General features: G+C 70.3%; 19 protein-coding genes. 10 read left to right on the top strand and 9 right to left on the bottom strand.

Annotated elements, in window-relative coordinates:
- Positions 1-8: 8 nt before the first annotated feature.
- Entirely contained in the window at positions 9-2,399 is a 2,391-nt protein-coding gene (locus tag ABZ382_RS18110; protein WP_357090121.1) for a PEP-utilizing enzyme, read from the bottom strand.
- Between the two features lie 166 nt (positions 2,400-2,565).
- Here ABZ382_RS18110 and ABZ382_RS18105 point away from each other — a divergent pair, with 166 nt between their 5' ends.
- From ABZ382_RS18105 to ABZ382_RS18080, 6 genes are all read left to right on the top strand, one after another.
- Entirely contained in the window at positions 2,566-4,074 is a 1,509-nt protein-coding gene (locus ABZ382_RS18105) for an FAD-dependent oxidoreductase (protein WP_357090118.1), read from the top strand.
- A gap of 43 nt (positions 4,075-4,117) precedes the next feature.
- Positions 4,118-5,068: a LysR substrate-binding domain-containing protein gene (locus tag ABZ382_RS18100; RefSeq protein ID WP_357090116.1), complete on the top strand. Its 951-nt coding sequence runs from the start codon at positions 4,118-4,120 to the stop codon at positions 5,066-5,068.
- Positions 5,069-5,366: 298 nt separating this feature from the next.
- Positions 5,367-7,172, top strand: a complete 1,806-nt coding sequence (locus ABZ382_RS18095; RefSeq protein ID WP_357090113.1) for an alpha/beta hydrolase — start codon at positions 5,367-5,369, stop codon at positions 7,170-7,172.
- Positions 7,173-7,311: 139 nt separating this feature from the next.
- Positions 7,312-8,472 carry a 3-hydroxy-9,10-secoandrosta-1,3,5(10)-triene-9,17-dione monooxygenase oxygenase subunit gene (hsaA, locus tag ABZ382_RS18090; protein WP_357090110.1) on the top strand — a complete coding sequence of 387 codons (1,161 nt, stop codon included), beginning with the start codon at positions 7,312-7,314 and terminating at the stop codon, positions 8,470-8,472.
- A complete protein-coding gene (locus ABZ382_RS18085; RefSeq protein ID WP_357090107.1) occupies positions 8,472-9,326 on the top strand; it encodes an alpha/beta fold hydrolase in 855 nt (284 codons plus the stop codon). Before hsaA ends, ABZ382_RS18085 begins: the two co-directional genes overlap by 1 nt.
- An 87-nt stretch (positions 9,327-9,413) precedes the next feature.
- Positions 9,414-9,935 carry a DinB family protein gene (locus ABZ382_RS18080; protein WP_357090104.1) on the top strand — a complete coding sequence of 174 codons (522 nt, stop codon included), beginning with the start codon at positions 9,414-9,416 and terminating at the stop codon, positions 9,933-9,935.
- 39 nt (positions 9,936-9,974) lie between these two features.
- On the opposite strand, the gene ABZ382_RS18075 is transcribed toward ABZ382_RS18080, so the two are convergent.
- Positions 9,975-10,604 (bottom strand): hypothetical protein, encoded by a 630-nt coding sequence (locus ABZ382_RS18075; RefSeq protein ID WP_357090101.1) that lies wholly within the window; start codon positions 10,602-10,604, stop codon positions 9,975-9,977.
- Positions 10,605-10,636: 32 nt separating this feature from the next.
- On the bottom strand, positions 10,637-12,940 hold the full coding sequence (locus ABZ382_RS18070; RefSeq protein WP_357090098.1) for a LuxR C-terminal-related transcriptional regulator: 2,304 nt from the start codon (positions 12,938-12,940) through the stop codon (positions 10,637-10,639).
- A gap of 99 nt (positions 12,941-13,039) precedes the next feature.
- Between ABZ382_RS18070 and ABZ382_RS18065 the strand changes: the two genes are divergently transcribed.
- On the top strand, positions 13,040-13,471 hold the full coding sequence (locus tag ABZ382_RS18065) for a hypothetical protein (RefSeq protein WP_357090095.1): 432 nt from the start codon (positions 13,040-13,042) through the stop codon (positions 13,469-13,471).
- On the opposite strand, the gene ABZ382_RS18060 is transcribed toward ABZ382_RS18065, so the two are convergent.
- Complete coding sequence (locus tag ABZ382_RS18060) at positions 13,462-14,391, bottom strand: alpha/beta hydrolase (RefSeq protein ID WP_357090094.1); 930 nt, start codon at positions 14,389-14,391, stop codon at positions 13,462-13,464. The genes ABZ382_RS18065 and ABZ382_RS18060 overlap by 10 nt on opposite strands.
- 81 nt (positions 14,392-14,472) lie before the next feature.
- Complete coding sequence (locus ABZ382_RS18055) at positions 14,473-15,321, bottom strand: alpha/beta hydrolase (protein ID WP_357090092.1); 849 nt, start codon at positions 15,319-15,321, stop codon at positions 14,473-14,475.
- Positions 15,322-15,375: 54 nt separating this feature from the next.
- Here ABZ382_RS18055 and ABZ382_RS18050 point away from each other — a divergent pair, with 54 nt between their 5' ends.
- From ABZ382_RS18050 to ABZ382_RS18040, 3 genes are read left to right on the top strand one after another with little or no spacing between them, the layout of a single operon-like run.
- A complete protein-coding gene (locus tag ABZ382_RS18050) occupies positions 15,376-15,972 on the top strand; it encodes a TetR/AcrR family transcriptional regulator (RefSeq protein WP_357090089.1) in 597 nt (198 codons plus the stop codon).
- Positions 15,973-15,989: 17 nt separating this feature from the next.
- On the top strand, positions 15,990-17,132 hold the full coding sequence (locus ABZ382_RS18045) for an erythromycin esterase family protein (protein WP_357090087.1): 1,143 nt from the start codon (positions 15,990-15,992) through the stop codon (positions 17,130-17,132).
- Positions 17,133-17,172: 40 nt separating this feature from the next.
- On the top strand, positions 17,173-18,243 hold the full coding sequence (locus ABZ382_RS18040; protein WP_357090084.1) for a hypothetical protein: 1,071 nt from the start codon (positions 17,173-17,175) through the stop codon (positions 18,241-18,243).
- On the opposite strand, the gene ABZ382_RS18035 is transcribed toward ABZ382_RS18040, so the two are convergent.
- The 4 genes from ABZ382_RS18035 to ABZ382_RS18020 form a co-directional block, all read right to left on the bottom strand.
- A complete protein-coding gene (locus ABZ382_RS18035; protein WP_357090083.1) occupies positions 18,240-19,460 on the bottom strand; it encodes a bifunctional 3,4-dihydroxy-2-butanone-4-phosphate synthase/GTP cyclohydrolase II in 1,221 nt (406 codons plus the stop codon). The genes ABZ382_RS18040 and ABZ382_RS18035 overlap by 4 nt on opposite strands.
- Positions 19,461-19,639: 179 nt before the next feature.
- Positions 19,640-21,448 (bottom strand): MFS transporter, encoded by a 1,809-nt coding sequence (locus ABZ382_RS18030; protein ID WP_357090081.1) that lies wholly within the window; start codon positions 21,446-21,448, stop codon positions 19,640-19,642.
- Positions 21,449-21,551: 103 nt separating this feature from the next.
- On the bottom strand, positions 21,552-22,169 hold the full coding sequence (locus ABZ382_RS18025) for a PadR family transcriptional regulator (protein WP_357090078.1): 618 nt from the start codon (positions 22,167-22,169) through the stop codon (positions 21,552-21,554).
- Between the two features lie 37 nt (positions 22,170-22,206).
- Positions 22,207-23,040, bottom strand: a complete 834-nt coding sequence (locus ABZ382_RS18020) for an IclR family transcriptional regulator (protein WP_357090075.1) — start codon at positions 23,038-23,040, stop codon at positions 22,207-22,209.
- Between the last annotated feature and the right edge of the window lie 211 nt (positions 23,041-23,251).

Genomic DNA, 23,251 nt, shown 5'->3' with positions numbered 1-23,251 from the left:
GGCCGCGCCTATTCGGCGTCGGCCAGCAACGTGATGGTCCCGGCCGCGCCGTCCACCCGGACGCGCTGGCCGTCCTGCAGGCCGGTGCTCGCGACCTTGGCGTCCACCACGCAGGGGACGCCGAACTCGCGGGCCACGATGGCGGCGTGCGAGGCCGCGCCGCCGATATCGGTGACCACCGCGCCCGCGTAGGCGAACATGGCGGTGTGGCCGGTGTCGGTCACCGAGGCGACCAGGATGTCGCCCGGCTCGATGTCGTCGTCGAGGGTCAGCACGCGCTTGACGGTGCCCTCCACCACGCCCGGGCTCACGCCCAGACCGGTGATGGTCTCGCCCACCGCGATCGCGCCCGAGATCTCCTCCGGCTCCCACGGGCCGTTGACCACGTCGGGCATGCGGACGGCCTGGAAGCGGGTGCGCTCGGCCCGGCGGCGCGCCACGCGCTCCTGCAGATCGGCCGGGGCCCAGAGGATCTCGTCCAGGTTCAGGAACACCGAGTCCTCGATCTCGGTGAGCTTGCCCGCCTTCACCAGGCGCGCGGCGCGCTCCTGGGTGGCCAGGCGCAGGCAGTTGGTGACCCGGACGACGGCGTCGCGGGCGCGCTCGCGGTAGACGGTCGCGCCGACGGCCATCTTGGCGGTGCGGCTGGTCGGCTCCGGCACCGGCTCGCGGTGCGGCGCGGGCATTTCCGCGGCCCGCCCGGCGGCGGTGACCAGCAGTTCGGGGCGGTCGCCGAAGGTGCTGTTGATGAGCTCGCACTCGCCCGGACCACGGTGGCCGATCTTGGCCAGCTCCTGGTCCAGAGCCTTGGAGAACTCCGGCGACTTCTCGCGGGACGCGCCCACATCACCGGTCTTGGCCAGCGCCTGCAGCCCGGCGTCCTTGCGGCACAGGCCCGCCAGCCGCTCCACGGCCAGCATGGTCTTGGCCGACTCCAGGCGGTTCAGGTCGATCTTGACCTCGCCCTTGTGGGCGGCGGTGGCCGCGCCGGTCATCATGACGCCGATGGAGGCCGCCTGCCACGCCTGGTTGAGGCGGTCGCGCCAGAGCAGGGCGCGGGCGTGCAGCTGCTCGTCGGTGAGCTCGGAGATCTGGTCGCGGTTCAGCGCCTCCGCGTGCGAGGCGGCATTGATCAGCTCGGCGGTCTTGCTGAACTGCAGGGCGGTCGAGGCGACCCGGCCCATCGCCTTGAAGGTGCCCGCCCGGGCGGCCATACCGGTCGGCATGGCGGGACGGCCCTTGGGGTGCAGCTCGAGGTCGCCGATGGTGCCGTAGACGTCGCGGCGCACGCTCTCCTCGTCCCAGCCGGGCATGTTCTCGGCGGAGAAGACGCCGATGGAGGCGTTGATGTACATGTGGTGGCCGAGCACGCTGGTCACCCGGGACACCCAGTGCTCGAGCGCGATGCCCTCGATGGCGATCATGTGGCCCATCGCCTCGTTGCCCAGGCGGATGGCCCCGGCCTGCAGGTCGATGGTGAGCGGGGTGAGCGGACCGGGCAGTGCCTCGGAGGTGTTGGTGGCGGTGTAGACCGGGATGCGGTCGTCGATCAGATCGTCGAACTCGCCCTGCAGCCCCTCGGGGGCGGCGGAGGTCAGCCGGTAGCCGTCGGAGGTCGGGGCGTTCTGCGGCACCACGTGGGTCGGCAGCGGGATCGCGCCGCGGCGGTTGCGGAAGCCGGAGCCGCCGCTCTTGCGGCCGTGCAGGCCACGTGCGGTGTCGGCGATGACCTCGGTGGCGTTCCAGCCGTAGCGGAAGCCCCACTCCTCGCGGGCCGCGCTCGCGTCGACCTTGGTCTGCGTCGCCGACGACTTCGGCAGCCACGCACCGTATTTCACGCCCGCCTCGGACAGGATGCGCTTGACCTCGGCGCTGGACACCTCGCCGGGCGCGGCCAGTTCGACCACGCCGCCGCGCTGCGACAGCGCCGCCAGCACCAGGAAGCGCTCCAGGTCGTCGTAGTGCAGCACCTGCACGCTGCCCTTGCCGCCGCCGGTCAGGCTCTCCAGGGTGCGCCAGCCGCCGTGATCGACGCGGCGGCCCGCCACCAGCGCGGTGCGCACGATGAGCGCGTCGGCGCCGGAGCCGGCCACGATCTTCTCGATGCTCGAATCAGCGCCCGCCGCAACGGGAACCACGAGGCGCGCACCGGATTCCTGGGCCGCCTTCGCGATCGCCGCGACCGCCGGGCCCGCCAGGTGCACGATCGCGTCGGCCCCGGTCGCGGCCCGCGCGCACACCTGCGCGTCGGACAGGTCGCCGACGGTCACCTCGACCCGCGGGTCCACGTAGCGGTGCCGCTGCCGGTCCAGACCGGATACCTCGTGGCCGGCGGCCAGCAGCATGCGCGCGACGGCACGGCCGCTCGGCTCGGTGACTCCGGTGACCAGAATCCGCATTGACTCTCCTCCTCGTGCAGGCGTCCCCAACCACAGTGACGCCGTTCACACACCATCCCCATTACCCGAGGGTGTGACGGGTCGCAGTCCCGTTGAACGGGATCGGCGAATCGGTCAGCAAGATGGACCGCTAAGGAATGGCGGTCGGAGCGGGCACCGTCGAGGCATGACAGTGCGGAATTCGGTCACGCCGCGGGCGGCCGGCGAGGTGGGCCTCTACGACATCGAGACCGATGTGCTGATCGTCGGCTACGGCGCGGCCGGGGCCGCGGCGGCCTTCGAGGCCGCGCACGCGGGCGCGCAGGTGCTGATCGTGGACCGGGCGGGCGGTCCGGGCGGCGCGTCGGCCAATTCCGGCGGCGAGATCTACCTCGGCGGCGGCACCCCGATCCAGGTGGCCTGCGGCTTCGACGACACCCCCGAGGCCATGGCCGCGTTCCTGAAGGCCGCGCTCGGCGCGGGCGCGGACACCGCCAAGATCGACGAGTACTGCGCGGGCAGCGTGGAGCACTTCCACTGGCTGGTCGACCGCGGCGTGCCGTTCAAGCCGACCATGTGGAACGCCCCCACCTGGGTGCCGCCCACCGACGACGGCCTGATGTGGCTGGGCGAGAACAGCTGGCCCTTCACCGAACTGGCCCACCCCGCCCCGCGCGGGCATCGGCCCACCGCCAACGACTTCGGCGGCAAGCTGCTCATGGAGTGCCTGGCCGCCGCGGCCGAGGCCGCCGGGGCCACCACGCGATTCGACACCTATGTCAGCGCGCTCGTCGTCGACGAGGACGGCGTCGTGGTCGGCGCGGTCGCGCGCCGCTACGGCGAGGAGATCACCATTCGCGCCCGGCGCGGAATCGTGCTCACCACCGGAGGTTTCGTCGACAACGACGCCATGCTCGCCGCCCACGCGCCGCAGCTGCTCGGCCACACCAAGGTCAGCGCGGGCACCGACGACGGGTCCGGCATCCGGATGGCCCAGGCGCTGGGCGCGGCGGTGCGTCACATGTCCGCCGGGCAGGTCGGCATGTCCCTGATCCCGGGGCTGGCCGTGCGCGGCATGGTGGTCAACGCCCTGGGCCGCCGCTTCGTCAACGAGGACACCTACCCGGGCCGGATCGGCCAGCACGCGCTCTACCGCCAGAACATGGGCGGCAGCTGGGCGGGCGACGACACCGCGATGTGGGTCATCGTCGACGAGGAGGGCTTCGAGGACGTCCCCGAACCCCAGCGCTGGGGCGTGCGGCCCACGCACGTCGCCGAGACGCCCGAGGAGCTCGAGCAACTCACCGGCCTGCCCGCGGGGTCGCTGACCACCGCCATCGGCCGCTACAACGAATTCGCCCGGCAGGGCGCGGATCTCGATCACCACAAGGCCGCGCGCTGGCTGCGGGAACTCACCCCGCCGCTGGCCGCCATCGACGTGAAGGCCGGGGTCCGCCCGCCGTCGGAGGCCGGTGACCGGCGCGGCACCGGCGCCTCGGTGTTCACCCTGGGCGGCCTGCACACCGATCTCGACGGGCACGTGCTCGACCACGACGGCAAGCCGATCGCGGGCCTCTACGCCGCGGGCCGGGCCGCCAACGGGCTGCACGGGTTCGGCTACATCTCCGGAACCTCACTGGGTGACGGCACTTTCTTCGGCCGCCGGGCCGGAACCGCCGCCGCCCGCCGGGCGTGAACTCGCGAATCGGGCAGGCGGTTTCGATCTAGACTCGCTCGCTATGGATGTGCACTCGCGGCAGTTGCGGTATTTCGTCGCGGTGGCGGAGGACCTGAGTTTCACGCGGGCCGCGCAGCGGCTGCACGTGGCGCAGCAGGGCTTGAGTGCGCAGATCAAACAGTTGGAGCAGGCTCTGGACCTGGTGCTGTTCACCCGGACCACGCGCAGTGTGGAGCTCACCGCGGCGGGGGAGGCGCTGCTCGAGGGGGTCCGCGGCGCGCTGACCACCTTGGGCCTGGCCGTCGAGCGGGCGCGGGTGGCGCAGCGGCGCGAATCGGACCGGCTGGTGCTCGGTTTCCTCGAGGGCGCGGCGCTGACCCTCACCGAGCCGATCCTGGCGGCCTTCCGGGAACGGCATCCGGACGTGACCGTCGACATGCGGCAGTTCACCTACGAGGAGCCCGCCGCGGGACTGGCCGACGGCAGCGTGGACGTGGCCTTCGCGCGGCTTCCGTTCCGCGCGGACGGGATCCGGGTCGAGCCGCTGTTCGCCGAGCCGCTGGTGGCGCTGGTGCCGGCCGAGCATCCGCTGACCGAACTGCCCGAGGTCCGGGTGCGGGACCTGCTGGATCAGCCGCTGCTCGGCGCGGACAACGACGATCCGGTGTGGAATGCGTTCTGGGAGTTGCACGATCACCGGGACGGGACGCCCGCGCCGGTGGTGTCGCGGTCGAAGTCGCTGCTGGAGGAGCTGCACAAGGTGTCGGCGGGCGTCGGCGTGGTGCTGACCGTGGCGTCGGCACGCTGGATGCCGTTTCCCCGGGTCCGGTTGCTGCCGATTGTCGATGCCCCGCGCAACGAGGTAACCGTCGCCTGGCCCGCGGAACACGAGACCCCGCTGGTGCGTTCGTTCGTCGAGATCGCGCGGGAGGTCCGGGCCGCGCGCCCGGAACTGGTCGAGCTGCTGGAACGGCCCGATTTCGAGGATCGGACGCTACCGGCTCACCTCTGATTGACAAGTGCCGCTTGTCAATCACCGAAAAATAGCTGTTTCACATTGCTGACGGAACGCCCTACCGTTGCCAGACGTGGGCGGACAACGCGGGGGGCTGCGTCGTCCACCGCGAACCTCCCTGCGGTTCGTGGCCGCCTCATTTCCCGATGAGGCGCACCCCTCATTTCCCGATGAGGGAATCTCGGATAACCGGCGCCGCCGGACACCGGCCTGAGCCCCCGGCGTCCGGCGGCGCCGGTGTCGTGCGCGCGTGTCGCTGCGGTCCGGGCGAGTCCGGGCGACCAGACTCGGAGCCATGAAGGCCGACGGTCAGGACCTCGACAAGCCCGCCGACGACATGCTCGCCGACGCCGCGCAGCCGGACACCCGATCGTTCCCGTCCCGCGTGTGGGCGGTGATCGCCCGCGTGGAACGCGCGATCAACCCGAACTATCCCGGCCTGATCGTGGCATGGATCTTCTTCTTGTGGGCGGTGTCGCCCTCCCTGCTGCCCCGCACCTGGCTGTTCGAGGGCCTGGTCTGCGGGATCAGCGCGGCCATCGGCTACGGCGTGGGTTGTGTGCTGGCGTGGGCGTTCGCGAAGTGGGTGCAGCCGCGGCTGCCCGACTCCGCCGAGGGCCTGGCCAAACTGTGGAATCCGAGCGAAACCACCCGGGCCGTCGGCAAAGTCGTGATCCTGGTCGGCACCATCGTCGGCGCCGCGCTGGTGCTGGCCCGGTCGGCCCGCTGGCAGCGCGACCTCGAAATGCTGATGGGGATGGAACCGACCACCACGTCGAGCTACCTGCGCGCCGAACTGCTGGCCGCGGCCACCCTGGCCCTGGTGATCGCCGCGTACCGCGTGGTACGGTGGCTGATCCGGCTGATCGTGCGGCTGCTCAATATCGACTGGCACATTCCGCGCGGCCTGGCCTACCCCGGCGCGGTCGTCGTGGTGGGCGTGCTGGCGGTGCTGCTGTTCCAGGGCGTGCTGGCCAAAGCCTTCTTCGCCACGGCCAATTCGGCATTCAGCCTGCGCAACGGCAAGACCTCGGAGAGCGCCGTCCAGCCGCAGCTGCCCGAAAGGTCCGGCAGCCCACAGTCTCTGGCCGGATGGGACACCCTCGGTTCGGAGGGCCGCTGGTTCGTGGCCACCGCGCCGACCGCCGAACGGATCGCGCAGGTCACGGGAAGGCCCGCGCGCGAACCGATTCGGGTGTACGCGGGCCTGGACTCGGCGAAGGAGCCCGAGGACATCGCCGCCCTGGTGGTGCGCGAACTCGACCGCACGCACGCCTTCGACCGCAAGGTGCTGGTGGTGGTGACCACCACCGGCACCGGATGGGTGGACTCCACCACCGCCTCCTCGATCGAGTACATGTACGGCGGCGACAGCGCCATCGCCGCCACCCAGTACTCGTATCTGCCCAGCGTGCTGTCGTTCCTGTCCGACCGTGAGAAGGCCACCGAGTCCGGGCGGCTGGTCATCCACGCCGTCCACGAACGGTGGGCCCAGCTGCCCCCGGAGCATCGGCCGAAACTGCTGGTCTACGGCGAGAGCCTGGGCTCGCAGGGCTCCGAGGGCGCGTTCTCCGGACTCGACGACATCCGCAGCATGGTGGACGGCGTGCTGTGGGTGGGCCCGCCCAACTCGAACCGCATCTGGAGCCAGATCGAGCAGCGTCGCGACGTGGGGACGCCGGAGATCCTGCCGATCTACGCCGACGGCCTCATCGTCCGCTTCGCCGCCACCGCACCGGATCTCGCCCGCCCGGACCGCCAGTGGATCGACCCGCGGGTGGTCTACCTGCAACACGCCTCCGACCCCATCGTGTGGTGGTCGCCGGATCTGCTGTTCACCCAACCGGATTGGCTGAAGGAACCGCGCGGCCAGGATGTCTCCAAGTCCATCCGCTGGTGGCCCATCGTCACCTTCTGGCAGATCAGCGCCGACCTGGCCAACGCGCAGGGCGTGCCCTCGGGCCACGGCCACCGCTACGGCGACCTGGTCCTCGACGGCTGGGTCGCCGTCGCCCAGCCGGCCGACTGGAACCCCGGCCTCGACGCCGCCATCCGCACGGCCCTCGACGAGGACATCACCTGGGAGTACGCGCACAAATAGGCCCGGCCGGCTTCTACCCCGAGTGTCCGCACTCCGGTTCCGGAACCGAGGTTCCGATCATCGGGACTATTTCGGTTCGAAACACCTGGATGGTCATAACTTCGATGGCAGGAAACTCTGCACGAGGAGGAACGCCCGCATGACTAACAAGGTGCTCGATCGGGTCCGCGATCTGCTGCCCGCGATCCGGGAACGCGCGGTTCAGGCCGAAGAGCAGCGGCGGGTGCCCGACGCCAGCATCGCCGAGCTCACCGAGGCCGGTGTGTTCCGCATGCTGCAGCCGGCCCGCTTCGGCGGCATGGAGGAGTCCCCGGTCGCCTTCTACGAGGTGATCCGCGCGATCGGCACCGTGTGCCCGTCCACCGCGTGGGTGTCCTCGGTGCTGGGCGCGCACCCGTGGCAGCTGGCCCTGTTCGAGGACCAGGCGCAGCAGGACGTGTGGGCCGAGAACCCCGACACCCTGGTGTCCTCCTCCTACGCGCCGACCGGCAAGCTGACCGTCGTCGACGGCGGCTACGAGCTGTCGGGCCGCTGGCAGTTCTCCTCCGGCTGCGACCACGGCCAGTGGGTGTTCCTGGGCGCGCTGGTGCCGACCGCGACCGGCATGGACTACTACACGGTCCTGGTGCCGCGCACCGACTACCGCATCGAGGACACCTGGAACGTGTCGGGCCTGGCCGGCACCGGCTCCAACGACATCGTCATCGAGAAGGCCTTCGTCCCGGCCTACCGCGCCTACTCGGCCGCGGACCAGGCCAACCTGATCGGCCCCGGCCAGGCGGTGAACACCAACCCGCTGTACAAGATCTCGTTCGGCGCGCTGTTCTCCAACACCATCACCGCCCCGATCATCGGCGCGGCGCAGGGCGCCTACGACGCGCACATCGAGCGTCAGCGTGAGCGGGTGCGGCTGTCCTACGGCGGCCAGAAGGTCTCCGAGGATCCCTTCGCCCACGTCCGGATCGCCCGCGCCGCTTCGGAAATCGACGCCGCCGTGCTCCAGATGGAACGCAACATGTCCGAGCAGCTGCGCTACGCGCAGGCCGGTGAGGAGATCCCGTTCGAGCTGCGGCTGGCCACCCGCCGCGATCAGGTGCGCGGCACCGAGCGCGCGCTCGAGGCGATCGACCTGCTGTTCAAGAACTCCGGCGGCCACGCCATCCGCCAGCCGAACATCATCGAGCGCAACTGGCGCGACGCCCACGCGGGCAGCGTGCACGTGATCAACGACGTGGAGCGCGCGCTGGCCATGTACGGCAAGGGCGCCATGGGCCTCGAGGTCGCGGATCGGATGCTCTGATGACCCTCACCGCGGAGAGCACCACCAAGTGGGTGACCGTCGACGGTCACAAGCTCCGCTATCACGAGGCCGGCGAGGGCCCGGCGCTGGTGCTGTTGCACGGCTCCGGCGCGGGCGTCTCCGGCTGGGCCAACTTCGGTGAGAACCTGCCGGTGCTGGCCCAGCACTTCCGCTGCCTGATCCTGGATCAGCCGGGCTTCGGCGAGAGCGGCCGCCCCGAGGTGTACGAGCGCAACTACCTGCGCATCGCCGCCGACGCGGTGATCGGCCTGCTCGACGAGCTGGGCCTCGAGAAGGCGCACGTGCTGGGCAATTCCATGGGCGGCACGGTCGCGACCCTGCTCGCGCTCGAGCACCCGGGCCGCGTGGACCGCGTGGTGCTGATGGCCCCCGGCGGGGTCGGGGTGAACATTCTGGGACCCGAACCGTCCGAGGGCATCAACCGGCTCATGGAGTTCAACATGAACCCCAGCGACGAGAAGGCCATGGGCTTTCTGCGGGCCATGGTCTCCAACCCGGCCACCCTCACCGAGGAACTCGTCGCCAAGCGACTGAAGGCCGCCGCCGACCCGAAGGGCCAGGCCGCCCTGCGCGACGCCTACGCCACCTTCTACAACCCGAAGCTGGCCGAGCCGGTTCCGCTGTGGGCGCGGCTCAAGGGCATCAAGCAGGAAGTGCTGATCCTGTGGGGCCGTGACGACCGGGTCACCCCGGTGGAGGGCTCGCTGTTCGCCGCGCGGCAGATCCCCAACGCGGACCTGCGCACCTTCGCCCGCTGCGGCCACTGGGTCATGGTGGAGCGCAAGGACGCGTTCGAGCGTTCGGTGATCGACTTCCTGAAAAACGGTCTGTAGCAAGCGGTTTCCCGTGATTCGGGGGGTGGGATTTCCCACCCCCCGAATTCGTTTTCCCGGATTCCGGCTCGGCGTTAGAGTCCGATCATGACGTGGATTGCCCCCGAGGTCACCCGTTCCCAGCAGCTGCTGGTCGGCGCGGAGCGCGCCGTGCTGCACTCCCTGCTCACCCGCGGCCGCGAGATCCTGCTGTGGAAATGCCAGGGCCTCACCGGCGCTCAGCTCGCGACCCGCAGCGTGGAGCCGTCCAGCATGTCCCTGCTGGGCCTGATCCGGCACATGACCGAGGTGGAACGGGGCTGGTTCCGCATGCGCGCGGCCGGCGAGGAGCCGGGGTACCTCTACTCCGACGAGGTGAACCGCGACGGCGACTTCGACGACATCGACCCCGCGCGGGCCGAGGCCGACTACGGTCGCTTCCTCGAGGAGATCACGCTGTGCGACAAGGCGGTCGCGGACCTCCCGCTCGACCACGCCACCCGGCATCCCCGCACCGGCAAGGACCTGAGCCTGCGCTGGATCTACCTCCACCTGATCGAGGAGTACGGCCGTCACGACGGCCACGCCGACCTGCTGCGCGAGCGCATCGACGGCTCCACCGGCTACTGAGGCGCGATCACCGCCGACGACCTGCCGCGGCGTTCGAGCTCATTCCGCGGCCCGGCGGCGGCCCTCCCGGAAGAACTCGGTGAGCGCGTCCAGCTCGCCGAGTTCGGCGATGGTGCGGGCCGCGCCGAAGGGCTGGTTCCAGAAGTCGCCGGTGCGCGGCCGCCACGGGCCGACATAGGCATAGGGCTCGCCGATCAGGGCGTCGCCGGGTGAGACACCGTAATTGACCTCGTTCACGTCGATTCCGAGATCGAAATGTTCGGGCCACAGCACCGGCGTGTGGTCGGGGGCCAGGGCGCGCAGGGCGGCGTCGCCGAGTCCGTAAGCGCTGGTGAGGATCCGGGACTGCCGGGCGTCGACGAACAGCGGCGCGTTCGGGTCGAATGTGGTGCGGCTGGCGTACACGCCCTCCGGCATCCCGGGTTCGACGCCGGCCGCGTCGGCCAGCTCCGTGATGGTCGCGCCGTCCAGCTTCCCGATCGGCTTGTCGTCGAGCAGGACGACATCCGCGCGCACCGCGAGTCGCGGCTCCTTCACCGTCGCGAATCCGCCGGGCACCGGGGTCAGCCGAATCGTCTTGCTGTGCTGGTATTCCGGTCCGGCCAGTAGTTGTTCGGCCACCGCGTGCAGGCTTTCGCGGGTCCGGCCGTAGTCATCGATGGAAGTCATGCGAGCCAGTCCTCCGGGATGCTGATCGGGACCTACAGGTCGTGTTCGTGGGCCCAGGCGGCGAGCTGGGTGCGCGAGGTCAGGCCCAGTTTGGTGAGGATGTGCTCGACGTGGGTCTCGGCGGTGCGCACCGAGATGACCAGGTCGGCGGCGATCTTCTTGTTGCTGTGCCCGGCCGCCACCAGCCGGGCCACGTCCTTCTGCCGGCGGGTCAGCACATTGGTCTCCGACAGCGTCGCCGTCGCGGCGCGGACGGGGCGCTTGAGCGCGGGCGGCGCGGCGACCGGTGCCGGCTCCGGCGCGGCGGTATGGCCGAGCGCGTAGTCGATGGCCTCGCTCAGCGGCAGGCTCGCGCCCGCGCCGAACGCGGCGCGGAAGGCCTCCTCGCCCAGGGCCTCGCGGACCTTGAGTCGTTCCTTCTCGCCGACGGCCACGGTGATGGAGTCGGCCAATCGGATGGTGCTGCGCTGCAGCGATTCCGCCGCACCGAGCAAGCGGGCGGCCCGCTCGTGGTCGCCGTCCGCCGAGACCGTCCAGGCCAGGCCCTCGAAGGCCGACGACAGCCAGATGCACCGCTCGAACAGGGCCAGCTGTTCGATGGCGCGGCCGTGGAACTCGGCGGCCGCCTCGAGGTCGCCGCGCCGCCAATGGTCGATGCCGACGGTCCACAGCGCCAGCCCGCCCAGCAGGTGCGAGCCGGAATCGGTGGTGAGTTCCAGGAACCGCTCGGCCAGCTCGGTACGGCCGGGTGCCTCCAGCACCATGGCGGCCATGAAAGAGAAGGCGTGCGAATCCATCTCGATGGCGTGCTGCCCGGTTTCGGCCGCCAGTTCGATGGCGGAGCGTCCCAGCTCGAGGGAGCGCTCACGGTCGTTGGCGAAGGCCAGCAGCGAGCGGTCCAGCGCTACTTCCGCGACGATGTCGGCGTCGTCGAGGGTGGCGGCCAGTTCCATGCATTCGGCCACCAGCCGCGTCGCCGACTCCTGATCGCCGAGCAGGGCGGCCAGTGACGCCGCCGAGGACAGCGCCTTGGCGCGTTCGGCGGTGCGCTCGGGGTTGCGGGCGAGGGAATCGGTGAGCCACCGGTAGCCCTCGGACAGGAACCGGTTGTGCTCCCAGAAGGGCCGCAGCACGGTCACCGTCGCCATGGTGTGCAGCGGATCGTCCTCCAGGCCCGAGCGCAGCGCCGCACGCAGATTGGCGTGTTCGCGGCTCAGCTCCCGGAACCAGGCCACGTCCGCGGAGGTCCAGTACGCGGTCTGCCCCTGCATGGCCAGTCGTCGGTAGTGCTCGCGGTGCCGGGCCCGAACCTGCTGCGCCGTCCCGCGTTCGGCGAGCCGGTCGGCGGCGAACTGGCGGATCGGCTCGAGCATCGAGTACCGGGCCACATCGCCGTCGAAGCGCAGCATCACCACCGACTTGTCGACCAGCCCGGTGAGCGCCTCGATGAGCGCGCCCGGCGTCAGCTCGCACACCGCCTCCGCGGCGTCGATGTCGAAGCCGCCCGCGAACACCGAAAGCTGTTCCCACAGTGTCTGTTCGGCGGTGGTGCACAGGTCGTAGCTCCAGCGGATCGCGCCCTCGATGGTCTGCTGCCGCTGCGGTGCGGTGCGCGGCCCGGCGCTGAGCAGCCCGATGGTGTCGTCGAGGCGGTCGCGGATCTGTTCGGGGGTGAACATGCGCAGCCGCAGCGCCGCCAGCTCCAGCGCGAGCGGCATGCCCTCGAGGCGGCGGCAGATCTCGGCCAGCACGTCCTGGTTGGCGGCGGTGGCCTCGAACCCCGGGTTGGCGGCGGTGGCCCGCTCGATGAACAGCTGCAGCGCGTCGCTGTCCGCGCCCGGGGTGTCGGGCACGGTCAGCGGCGGCACCGGCATCACCTGTTCGCCGGGGATGCCGAGCACCTCGCGGCTGGTGGCCAGCACCCGCACATCGGGGGTGGTGGCGATGATCCGGCCGACCAGCGCGGCGCACGCCTCGATCAGATGCTCACAGTTGTCCAGAATCAGCAGCAGCCGCTTGTCGGCCAGGAATTCGGTGAGCCGGGGCAGCGGCGCGGTGGACTCGTCGCGCAGATTCAGGGCCTCGGCGACGCTCAGCGTGACCAGGGCCGGATCCTGGACGTCGGCCAGCTCCACCAGCCACACACCATCCGGGAAGGCCCGGGCCACCAGGTGCCCGATCTGCCGCGACAGGCGAGTCTTGCCCATGCCACCGGGACCCAGCAGGGTCAGCACCCGGGTGGTCGGCAGCAGGCGTTTCGCGGTAGCCAGTTCTTCGCGACGGCCGACGAATGAAGTGACCTCTTCAGGGAGGTTTCCATTGACACGCCGCGCCATGGGGTCCAACCTATGTGATTTGCCGCATTCAAGGCCAGCAGGCGCGCATAAACCCAGCTCGCGGGCATTGCCGGTGTGCGCGGCGATACACTCGACCGGGTGCCGAGCAGAAGCCGCCGCGCCCGCCTCGCCGACGTCCACGACCTGGCCGGGGCCATGCCGCACGTCACCGTCGAGCACGGGCCCGCGGGCAATCCGGTCTATCAGGTGGGCCGCAAGTCCTTCGTCTACTTCCGCACCCCGCGCCCCGACGCCGCCGATCCGCGGACGGGGGAGCGCTATGACGACGTCATCATCATCTGGGTGCCGTCCGAGGACGACAAAATGGCCCTGACCCAGGACCCGGACTCACCGTTCTTCACCACGCCGCACTTCCGGGGACACCTGTCGGTTCTGGTGCGCGGCAGCCGAATTCCCGAACTGACCCTGGGTGAACTCACCGAAGTCGTGCAGGACGCCTGGCTTTCGCGCGCCTCGGCCACGCGCGCCCGCACGTGGCTGGCCGAGAACGGGCCCGCGGCTCAGGGGTGAGCGGACGGCTCCGAGCCGTTCGGCCGGAGCGCCCCGCGCAGGCTGTCGATCAGGACGGCCTGTGCCGCACGGCCTTCCGGCGTCGGCGTCAGCGGGTAGACGTGCACCAGCTCCGCGGCCTCGTGATAGTCGACCGCCACGCCGGCGGCCCGGGCCTTGCCGACCAGCAGCCGCACATCCGGCATCAGGATGTCGCGCGTGCCGCAGAACACGGTCAGCGGACCGAGCCCGGTGAAGTCCGCGAACAGCGGGCTGACCCGCGGGTCGGTGATGGGCAGCGATCCGCTCCAGCGCTCGCCGAGCACCAGGCCGCCGGGGCGGCCCAGCCACGGGTCGCTCGGCTGCACCTCGAGGATCTCAGGATTGCTCATCGACAGGTCCAGGGCGGGGGAGATCAGCACCGTGCGCGGCAGCGTCACGTCGTGCTCGTCACGCAGCAGCAGGGCGGTGGACAGCGAGATCTGCCCGCCCGCCGAATCACCGGCCAGGCACACCTCGCCGTATCGGGCCCGGTTGGCCAGCACCAGTTCCGCGAAAGCCGGAATCACCCGATCGGCCGTGCCGAAGGGGATGAGCGGGTAGATGGGAAGCGTGACAGTGGTTTCCGCGCGGGCCGCGATCTCCGCGGCCAGCCGCCAGTGCTGCGGCGCGATCTCGTTGACCCAGCCCCCGCCGTGCGCGTAGACGACATTGCCGCGGGCGCGACCGGACCGCGGCGTCAGCGTGTAGACGGGCCGGACCGAATCCTGGAGCACCGAGACCTCGACGTCCGAGCGCAGGCGGCGCGGCGGGCCGTAGGGCAGCGGCCGCAGGGTGCGCTCCCGGATGCGTTCGCGCGCGCCCGCCGCGGTGATGAACGGGCGGTTGGCGCGCGTGACCCGCAGATACCAGGGCACTATCCGGCTGAGCAGGCTGGGCATTCGCGCCTCCGGGGGTTTCTCGGGTGCCCACACCGCGTCGTGTGGCCGCTCCCGCCGACGATACCGAAACCCCGGCCCGGTCTATTCGTTCTCGACGACAGCGCCGGTCAGGAAGGCGGACATGGCCTCGGCCACGGCGTCGGGGCGATCCAGCATCGACAGGACGTAGGCGTCGTCGAGTTCGACCAGCCGGGCCTTGGGGAGCAGCTCGGCCAGGCGGCGGCCGTGCTCACGCGGCATCACCTTGCCCGCCGACGACCACAGGATCAGCGCGTCGCCGGGGAAGTCGCGCAGCGCTTCGGTGTTCGCGATGTACTCGGCCTTCGACCGCGGGGAGCGCGCGTAGCCGAGCAGGTCCCGTCGAATCCGCTTGTCCCGCAAGCCCGGTTCGGTCCAGCCGCGGACCAGGTCGTCGTCGATCGGGCGGCGGGCCATCCAGCCGAACATGACCGGGGTGGCGCGCAGCCACGACACCCGTAACTGCCTGAGCGCCAGCGTGACTCCGCCGGGCAGCGCGCACGCCACGATGGCGGTCTTGCCGGGCAGTCCGGGCGGGAAGTTGTCGAACGCCTCGCAGGGCAGCACGATCAGTCGCCCGACCCGCTCGTCGAGGCCGTACGCGGTGAGGAACAGTCCGCCGCCCCAATCGCTGTGCACCAGGGTGACATCGCGCAGATCCAGCGCGGTGAGGAATTCGGCGAGCAGTCGATTCAGACCCCGCATGCTCAGGTCGGCGTCGGCGCGCAGCGGCTCGGGATGCGCGCCCAGCGGCAGATCCGGCAGGACGTATCGGAAGCCCGGGGGCAGCTTGCCGATCACCTCGTCCCACACCGTGTGATTCATGAGCAGTCCGTGCAGCAGCACCACCGCCGGTCCCTCGCCCCGCTCGGCGTAGTGCACCCGTCCCACGCTCAGCTCGACTGTCGGCATCGCCTTCTCCCCTCTAGAGCACACGCTCTAGTGCGTTTGCTCTAGTCTGGACGGGTGAGCGAGAAGCTGTCAACCACCACCCGGGATCGCCTGGTCACCGCCGTCGCCGAGCTCATGCGCGTCCAGGGCTACAGCGCGATCACCGTCAAACAGATCACCGCGGCCTCGGGCGCCCCGATGGGCTCGCTCTACCACCACTTCCCGGCCGGGAAGGCGGGCATCGCGGCGGAGGCGCTGCGCACCTCGGGCGCGGCCTACATCCAGTTGCTGCCGCTGCTCATGGACGCGCACGAGGATCTGCGCGAGGCCGTGCCCGCCGCATTCACCGCCGCCGCCGAGACCATCGAGCAGAGCGGGTGGATGAACATGTGCCCGGTCGGGACCGTGGCCGGGGAGGTGGCCGACAGCGAACCCGGGATCCGCGACGTGGCCGCGGACGTCATGCGGTCCTGGATCGACGAGGGGACAGGCTATTTCGTGCGGCGCGGCCTCGGCGAAGCCGATGCCCGGGAGCTGATGGTCGCCGTATTGTGCGCCCTGGAAGGCGCGTTCGTGCTCAGCCGGACCCTGCGCTCGACCGAGCCGTTGCTGGCGGCCGGACAGGCGATGGGAGCCCGCGTGAGCCAGTTGCTTGACATCAACATTGGTTGAGGTTGGAGGGTGGGGTCATGTCGACCGAAACCACCCTCGCCGTCACGCCCTTCGATGACACGACCGCCGAGACCCTCGCGCGCTCGCTGTCGCACGCGGTCGTCGTCGGCATCGGCGAGTCCACCCGGTTCGCCCAGCAGACCTTCGCCGTGCGCGACGCGATCTTCCGAAACCTGGTCGAGCGCCACGGCTTCCGCACCCTGGCCGTGCAGGACAGCGCCGACGTCGGCGCGACCCTGGACGCGTACGTCCGCACCGGCGCGGGTACCGCCGTCTCCGCGCTGGACCTGTCCTGGCGGCCGTGGCGCACAGCGGAAATGGCGGAGGCCCTGACCTGGATCCGGGAATTCAATCAGGCCCACCCCGACGATCAGGTCGCCGTCATCGGTGTCAAACCGGCGCAGGCCACACCCGCGGACTACGACACCGTCCTGGACGCGGTCCGCGCCCGCGCGCCGCATCGAGCCGCCGAGCTGGCCGCGCACCTGGACCCCATCCGCACCGCGCACACCGTCGACGAACACGTCCAGCGCGCCCGCGGCGTCCACCCGGGCCGCCGCTTCCGCGACCACGCCCACGACGCCTCGGCGCTGGTGGCATCGATCCCCGAACTCGGCGAGACCGTCCACGCCCGAATGGCTTCGATCGAGGAGTTCCATCGGAACAGCGTCGCGGGCCGGGGCAGCTTCGCCGGCGACGGCGAGCGGTGGGCGGCCACGATCATCGATCACATCCGGCGCACCGGATCGCGCACCGTGTACTGGGACGGCATCGCCCACGTCTCCGCCGGGGCCGCTGCGATCGGGCTCGCCGCGGGGCAGGAGGCGACCGCGAGCGTCGGCAGCGTGCTGCGCGCCCACTTCGGCCGCGGCTACGCCGCGGTGGCGATCGGATTCCACCACGGCGATCTGGGCGTGGCCCAGATCCCCGCTCCGGCACCGGATTTCCTGGACGCGCGGCTGGGCGCGGCGGGTCCGGCGCGACTGTGGCGGGATCTGCGCGCCGAACCGCTCCCCGGTCCGGCCAAGTTGCGCGTGATCAGCGGCGTCTACGACCCGGTCCGGGATGCCGACGAGCACTTGGCGATTCGTGATCTGCCGGAGGCCTTCGACGTGCTGATCCACCTGCGCGAGGTGACCGCGGTGCGCTGGCTGCCGTGAGCCTGCCCGAACCCGCCCCGGCGTCGCATACGCTGCGCCGGTGAGCGAAGACCTTGGGGAAGACTTCCGGCACCCGACGGAAGAGCAACGGCGGCAACGCGATGCGGAGGCGAACGAGTGGTGGGCGCGCAACTACGGTCGCCGAGTGGCGCTGGGCGGCTTCGGTGAAGCGCTCTCGGCGCTGCTGGCCACCGAGCTCACGGACTGGTCATGGGCCGAGATCGACGGGATCTACACGAAATTGGCCTGGGACTCGACCCGCGACGACGCGGCCGGGCTGATCTTCGCGGCCGTCGACGGCGCCGAACTCGTCGCCGTCGAGACCCGGCGCTCGGCCACCGCGCCGGGGTTCGGGTACGGGGACTTCACACAGCTCGTGCTGTCGTATCCCCTCGGGTCGGCCGTGGTCGATCACGTGTTCACCACCGCGCTGGCCGACTGCGTCGGCGTCCTGGGCGAACCGGACCTGGTCGGCGGCCCTGGCGCACAGGCGATGTGGTGGCGCGGCGGGGAGATCGTGACGCTGGGCCGGTCGATCCGGCCGATCGAGGTGAGCCTGCGGATCGAACCGCGCGGCCCGCGCGAGACCGAGCGCGAGTTCGACTGGGAATACCACGAGGACCACTGGCCGGGGGAGTGCTGGCTGGCGTGGCCGGACGAGTCGCGCGCCTGGGACATCGGGGCGCTGGGTGACAAGGAGCCCGACGCGGCCACCCTCGAGGAGCTCGAGGACCACATCGACCGCCTGTTCCTGTCGCTGACGGTGGACCTGCCGGTCCTGCATCCCCTTGTCCCGCACGTGATCTGGGTGATCACCCTCGCCGATGGCCCGCACTGGATCGCGCAGGGCTTCTTCGCCGCCAACGCCCAGTCCCGGCTCGAGGTCCGCGAGGACGACCACGCGCGCGGCCGGATGTACAACCACGGCATCGGCGCGGCCCGCCAGATGGCGGCCGAGACCAAGGCCGCGATCCGCCGTTCGGGCGTGAAGTACCCGTCGGACTTGCGTTTTCAAGCCTGGGTCGCCCCGGCGAAACCGGCCTTGCAGGCGTTCCGGCTCGGGCTGCGCTGGGACGAGCACCGCCCCGACGACGACCGGCCCGGTCGCTAGCCGACCGCGGGAATGTCGGTCAGCAGGTGGCTCATCCGATCCCGCTTGGTGGTCAGATAGTGCACATTGTGCTCGGTCGGCTGGGTCTGCAGCGGGATCCGGGCGGGCACCGCGATGCCGTGGGCCTGCAACCCGGACTGCTTGGCCGGGTTGTTGCTCAGCAGCCGAACCGAATTCACGCCCAGATCGCGCAGGATGTGGGCGGCCGCCCGGTAGTCGCGGGCGTCGATGGGCAGGCCGAGCCGGACATTGGCGTCCACGGTGTCGGCCCCGCCGTCCTGCAGTTCGTAGGCGCGCAGCTTGTTGAGCAGCCCGATGCCCCGGCCCTCCTGACCGCGCAGGTACACCACGACCCCGCGGCCCGCGGCGGCCACCGCCTCCAGTGCGGCGTCGAGTTGTTCGCCGCAGTCGCAGCGCAGCGACCCGAAGGCGTCGCCGGTCAGGCATTCGGAATGCACTCGGGCCAGGGCGTTCTCGCCCGACGGATCGCCCAGGACCAGGGCCAGGTGCTCGGCGCCGGTGTGGGCGTCGGCGTAGCCGTAGACCCGGAAATCGCCGAAGCGGGTGGGCATCCGGGTCTCGACCTCGCGGGAGATGCCGTGCTCCAACCGCTTCCGGTACTCGATCAGGTCGGCGATGGAGACCAGCGGGATGTCCCACTCCTTGGCCAGGATCAGCAGATCGGGGAGCCGGGCCATGCCGCCGTCGTCGGTGACCACCTCGGCGATGACGCCGGCGGGCCGCAGCCCGGCCAGGCGCATGAGGTCCACCGCGGCCTCGGTGTGGCCCGGACGGCCCAGCACGCCACGGTCGTTGGCGCGCAACGGGAACACGTGACCCGGGCGGGAGAGCTGTTCGGCGGTGGTGCGCGGGTCGGCCAGCAGGCGCATGGTGTGCGCCCGGTCGGCCGCGGAGATGCCGGTGCTGACACCGGTGACGGCGTCCACCGAGACGGTGTACGCGGTGCCCTTGGGATCCTCGTTGACCGCGGTCATGGGCGGCAGCCCGAGCCGGTCGCAGTCCTCGCCGGTCATGGGCACGCAGATGACGCCGCTGGTGTGCCGCACCAGGAACGCGATGTTCGCCGCGGTCGCGTGCTCGGCGGCCAGGATCAGATCGCCCTCGTTCTCGCGGTTCTCGTCGTCCACGACCAGCACCAGGCCGCCGCGGGCCACCGCCGCCACCGCGCTCTCGATGGAGTCCAGTGCACCGGTCATCGTCGACCAACCTCTCCGGCCGCACGAACGATGGCTTGCAGAACTGTGGGCTTGCGGCCTATTACCAATAGAAATATGACTGGCGGAGAACATCGAGGTCAGGTCTCGCTGAGCGGGCACGGAAACGGCCCGGAGGCAATCGCCTCCGGGCCGTTTTCCCTTCAATCAGTACCGTGCGGTCAGTGCGCGGTACCGCCCGTCGCCGGGGTGCGTCCGTGCTTCATGATGAACGCCCCGACCAGCGCCACCGCGGCCGAGATGGCCACGAAGTAGAAGCTGATCTCGTACCCCTTGTCGGCGTACAGCATCGGGATCTCCTTGGTGACCGGCGGCGCGCCGGTTACCGACACCACGGCCTTCACCGGATTCGCGCTGAGGAACGCGGTCGCCACGGCCAGGCCGACCGCCGCGCCCATGGCCTGCATGACGCCCAGCATGCCCGCGCTGATGCCCTGCTGTTGCGCCGGAACACCTTCCACGATCAGGTTCGGCGTGGACGCGTAGTACAGGCCGAAGGCGATGCCGAACACCGCGCCGATCAGCGCCTGGGTCTGCCAGCCGTGCGACAGCGCCGCGTAGGCCAGACCCGCTCCGACGAAGATGGTCAACGCCGTCACCAGCGGCATCCGGGCACCGGAGCGCCGGATCCACAGACCGCCGAGGAAGCCGAAGAGCATGGCCAGCAAGGACTGTGCGAGCGTCAGGTGGGTGGCGAACTTCAGCAGCGAGAAGTTGTCACCGTAGGTGTAACCCGGCTCCAGATCGACCTTGACCATGTCCGGCGGCAGGTGCTGGTACACCGCCTCCGGCGGCACCTGGGCGTTCACGACCTCCGGAGTCACCGCGGCATTGACCTTGTCGGTGAGCTGCTTGACCAGCTCCGGCGGCAGCTCCATGCCCGGGGGCATGGCGGCCTTGGCCTGCGCCTCGGCCTGGGCCAGGCCCTGGGCCCGCGCCTGGGTCAGCGCCTGCGCCTGTGCCTGGGCCAGCGCACCGGACTTCACCTGCTCCCAGGTGCCGGCCTTGACCTGCTCGACGACCTCCGACGACGGCGGCGACTGGGTCATGTAACCCGTTGCGTAGGACTGGTATCCGATCATGAACGAGGCCAGCAGACCGATGAACAGCACCACGCTGACGCGCGGGTTGAACAGCAGCTTCATGTCCATGATCGGGTTCTTGGCCCGCATCTCCACGATGGGGAACAGGGCGAGCAGCACCACGCCGCCGATCAGCCACACCAGGGTGGAGGGCTTGGTCCAGCCCCAGTCCTGGCCCTTGTCCAGGTAGATCAGGGTGAGGGTGGCGCCCGCGCCGAGCAGCACCGCGCCGATGATGTCCAGGCGCTGCGGGGTGCGCAGCTTCGACTCCGGGACGACCACGATCAGCAGCGGGATCATGACCAGGGTGAAGATGGCCAGGAACCAGAACAGTCCGCGCCAGCTGGTGTGATCGGTGATGTAGCCGCCGATCAGCGGTCCGGCGAGCGCGGAGACGCCCAGGCCGGTGGAGGCGATGCCGAGGCCGATGGGCACCATGCGGCGCGGCATCAGGTCGCGGATCAGGCCGTAGGACACCACGGTCGTCGCGATGGCGGTGGCCTCGAGCGCGCGTCCGGTCAGGAAGACCGCCCAGTTGCTGGTGACGGCGCACATCACGGTGCCGATCAGGAACAGCACGCCGCAGAGCAGGAACATCTTCTTCTTGCCCCAGATGTCGCTGAGCTTGCCGATCAGCGGGGACACGGCGGCGCCGCAGATACCGAAGACGATGATCGACCAGTTGATGTTCGCGCCCTGGTCGGGGAAGGTGGGCGCGATCTGCCGCAAGGCGGAGGCGACCATGACGTACTGCATCGGGGCGACCTCGGTGAACAGCACGATGATGGCGAGGACCGACCAGATCCTCAGATTTGACGCGCCATCGAGACGACCCGAGTCGTCAGGCGCAGTTCCGGGCGGCACCGCGGTGTCGACGGAGGTGGACATAGTGCGTCCTCCAGGGTGGGTAGTAACTACGATCCTGTGAACCGTGTCACGACTGGAGGGTGTCGCCCATCACAAAGCCCGGTCAGTGGGAATCAACCGAAATCTATTTCTTGGCGGCCTTCCGGCGGCTACGCTGTCTCGCCAATTTGTCCAAATCTGACAGCAGGTCTTCTGCGAATTCCTTCTCCGCCTCGTAATGCTTGACGCACCACCGCAAGACCGCGCTGGGGTAGGCCCAATCCGGATTCACGTCCGCGCCCTCGGCGTCGGCCTGTGCCCGGCGGCGCATGGTCTCGGTGTATTCGATGTGCTGCTGCAGGATTTCGCGCATCCGGTCCGGCTCGGCCAGATGACCGAGCCAAGCCCGCAGCATCACACTGTGTTTGAGCACCGGGGCCTCGACGGGGGAGTGGTTCACCCACTCCGAGGCGGCCTCACGCCCGGCCTCGGTGATGGCGTACATGCGCTTGCCACGCATGCCGTCCTCGGAGACCACGGTGCGCGACACCGCGTACCCGTGCTTCTCCAAACGCTTGAGCTCGGCGTAGATCTGGGAGAACGAGGGACTCCAGTAGAAGAACTGCAGACTCCAGTCGGCCCACTTCTTGAGGTCGTATCCGGAGAGTTCCTCGGCATGCGAGAGCATTCCGAGTACCGCCCACGCGGTCGTGGGCAGGTCCGGAATCGCCCGCGCCTCCGCGGACGGCACGCCATCGATCATCATCGAACTGTATCGCCCCGGCATGTGCCCGCTCCGATCAACGCCAGTGCGCGCGACGCGGGAACAGGGTGCGGCCGGCCTCGTGCGCGACCTCGAGCACGACGCGGGCCAGCCGGTCGTAGCTCATGCCCTCGGCGCGACCCGACAGCGACAGCGCGGCGGGCGCGGTGCCCCGGCCCCGCAGCGGCGCGGCGACGCAGGCGATGCCGGCGATGGCCTCCTCGCGGTCGATGGCCACGCCCTGGCGCAGTCGGATCTGCTGCAGCTCGCGGGTCAGCGCCTCGGGCTCGCAGATGGTGCGCGGGGTCAGGCGCGGCAGGCGGGTGCGCAGCGCGGCCTCGGCGATATTGGGCTCGAGACAGGCCAGCATGGCCTTGCCGAGAGCGGTCGCGTGCGCGGGCATCCGGCCACCCAGGCGGGTGGGCAGGCTCGCGGCGAAGCGGCCGCCGGCCTTGTCCAGGTAGACCACGTCGCGGCCGTCGAGCACGGCCAGGTGGCCGACCATGCCGGTGCGCTGGCTCAGCTCGTGCAGCAGCGGGGAGACGGCGTCGCGGATCTCGTTGTGGTCGGCGGTCAGGCCGCCCAGCTCGAGGGCGCGCATGCCCAGCCGGTAGCCGCCCGAGGTGTGGGCCAGCCAGCGCAGCTTGATCATCTGGTCGAGGATCCGGTGCACGGTGGACCGCGGCAGCCCGGTGCGCTCGACCAGACCGAGCAGCGTGAGGGTCGGAGTGGAGGCGTCGAAGGCGTCCAGGATCAGCGTCATGCGCTCGATCATCGAGACGGGGACCTCGGCACTCGCGCGAGATTCCTTGGCGCGCATGGGGTTGTGGGGGTGTCGAGTATCCGCGGGCGGCAGCATGGCGATGGTCATATGTACCTCCGTTGGTTCATATCCGGGCTGGGTGTATCGGATGGGGCTATTCCGATTAGGCATGTACCTAGCTCGGACCTTGTGCTACCCATCACAGTGCCGCACGCCACAACCTGCGGAATCGGGAGAACTACGTAAAACCTACGGATCCGTGTCCCGATCACCGAACCACCGTGTTGACGCCTCCTGCTCACGACCTGCTGTCATGACT

This window comes from Nocardia sp. NPDC005825 (assembly GCF_040630175.1).
In the GTDB taxonomy this organism is placed as follows: Bacteria; Actinomycetota; Actinomycetes; order Mycobacteriales; family Mycobacteriaceae; genus Nocardia.
This window is presented reverse-complemented; position numbering and strand designations above follow the sequence as displayed.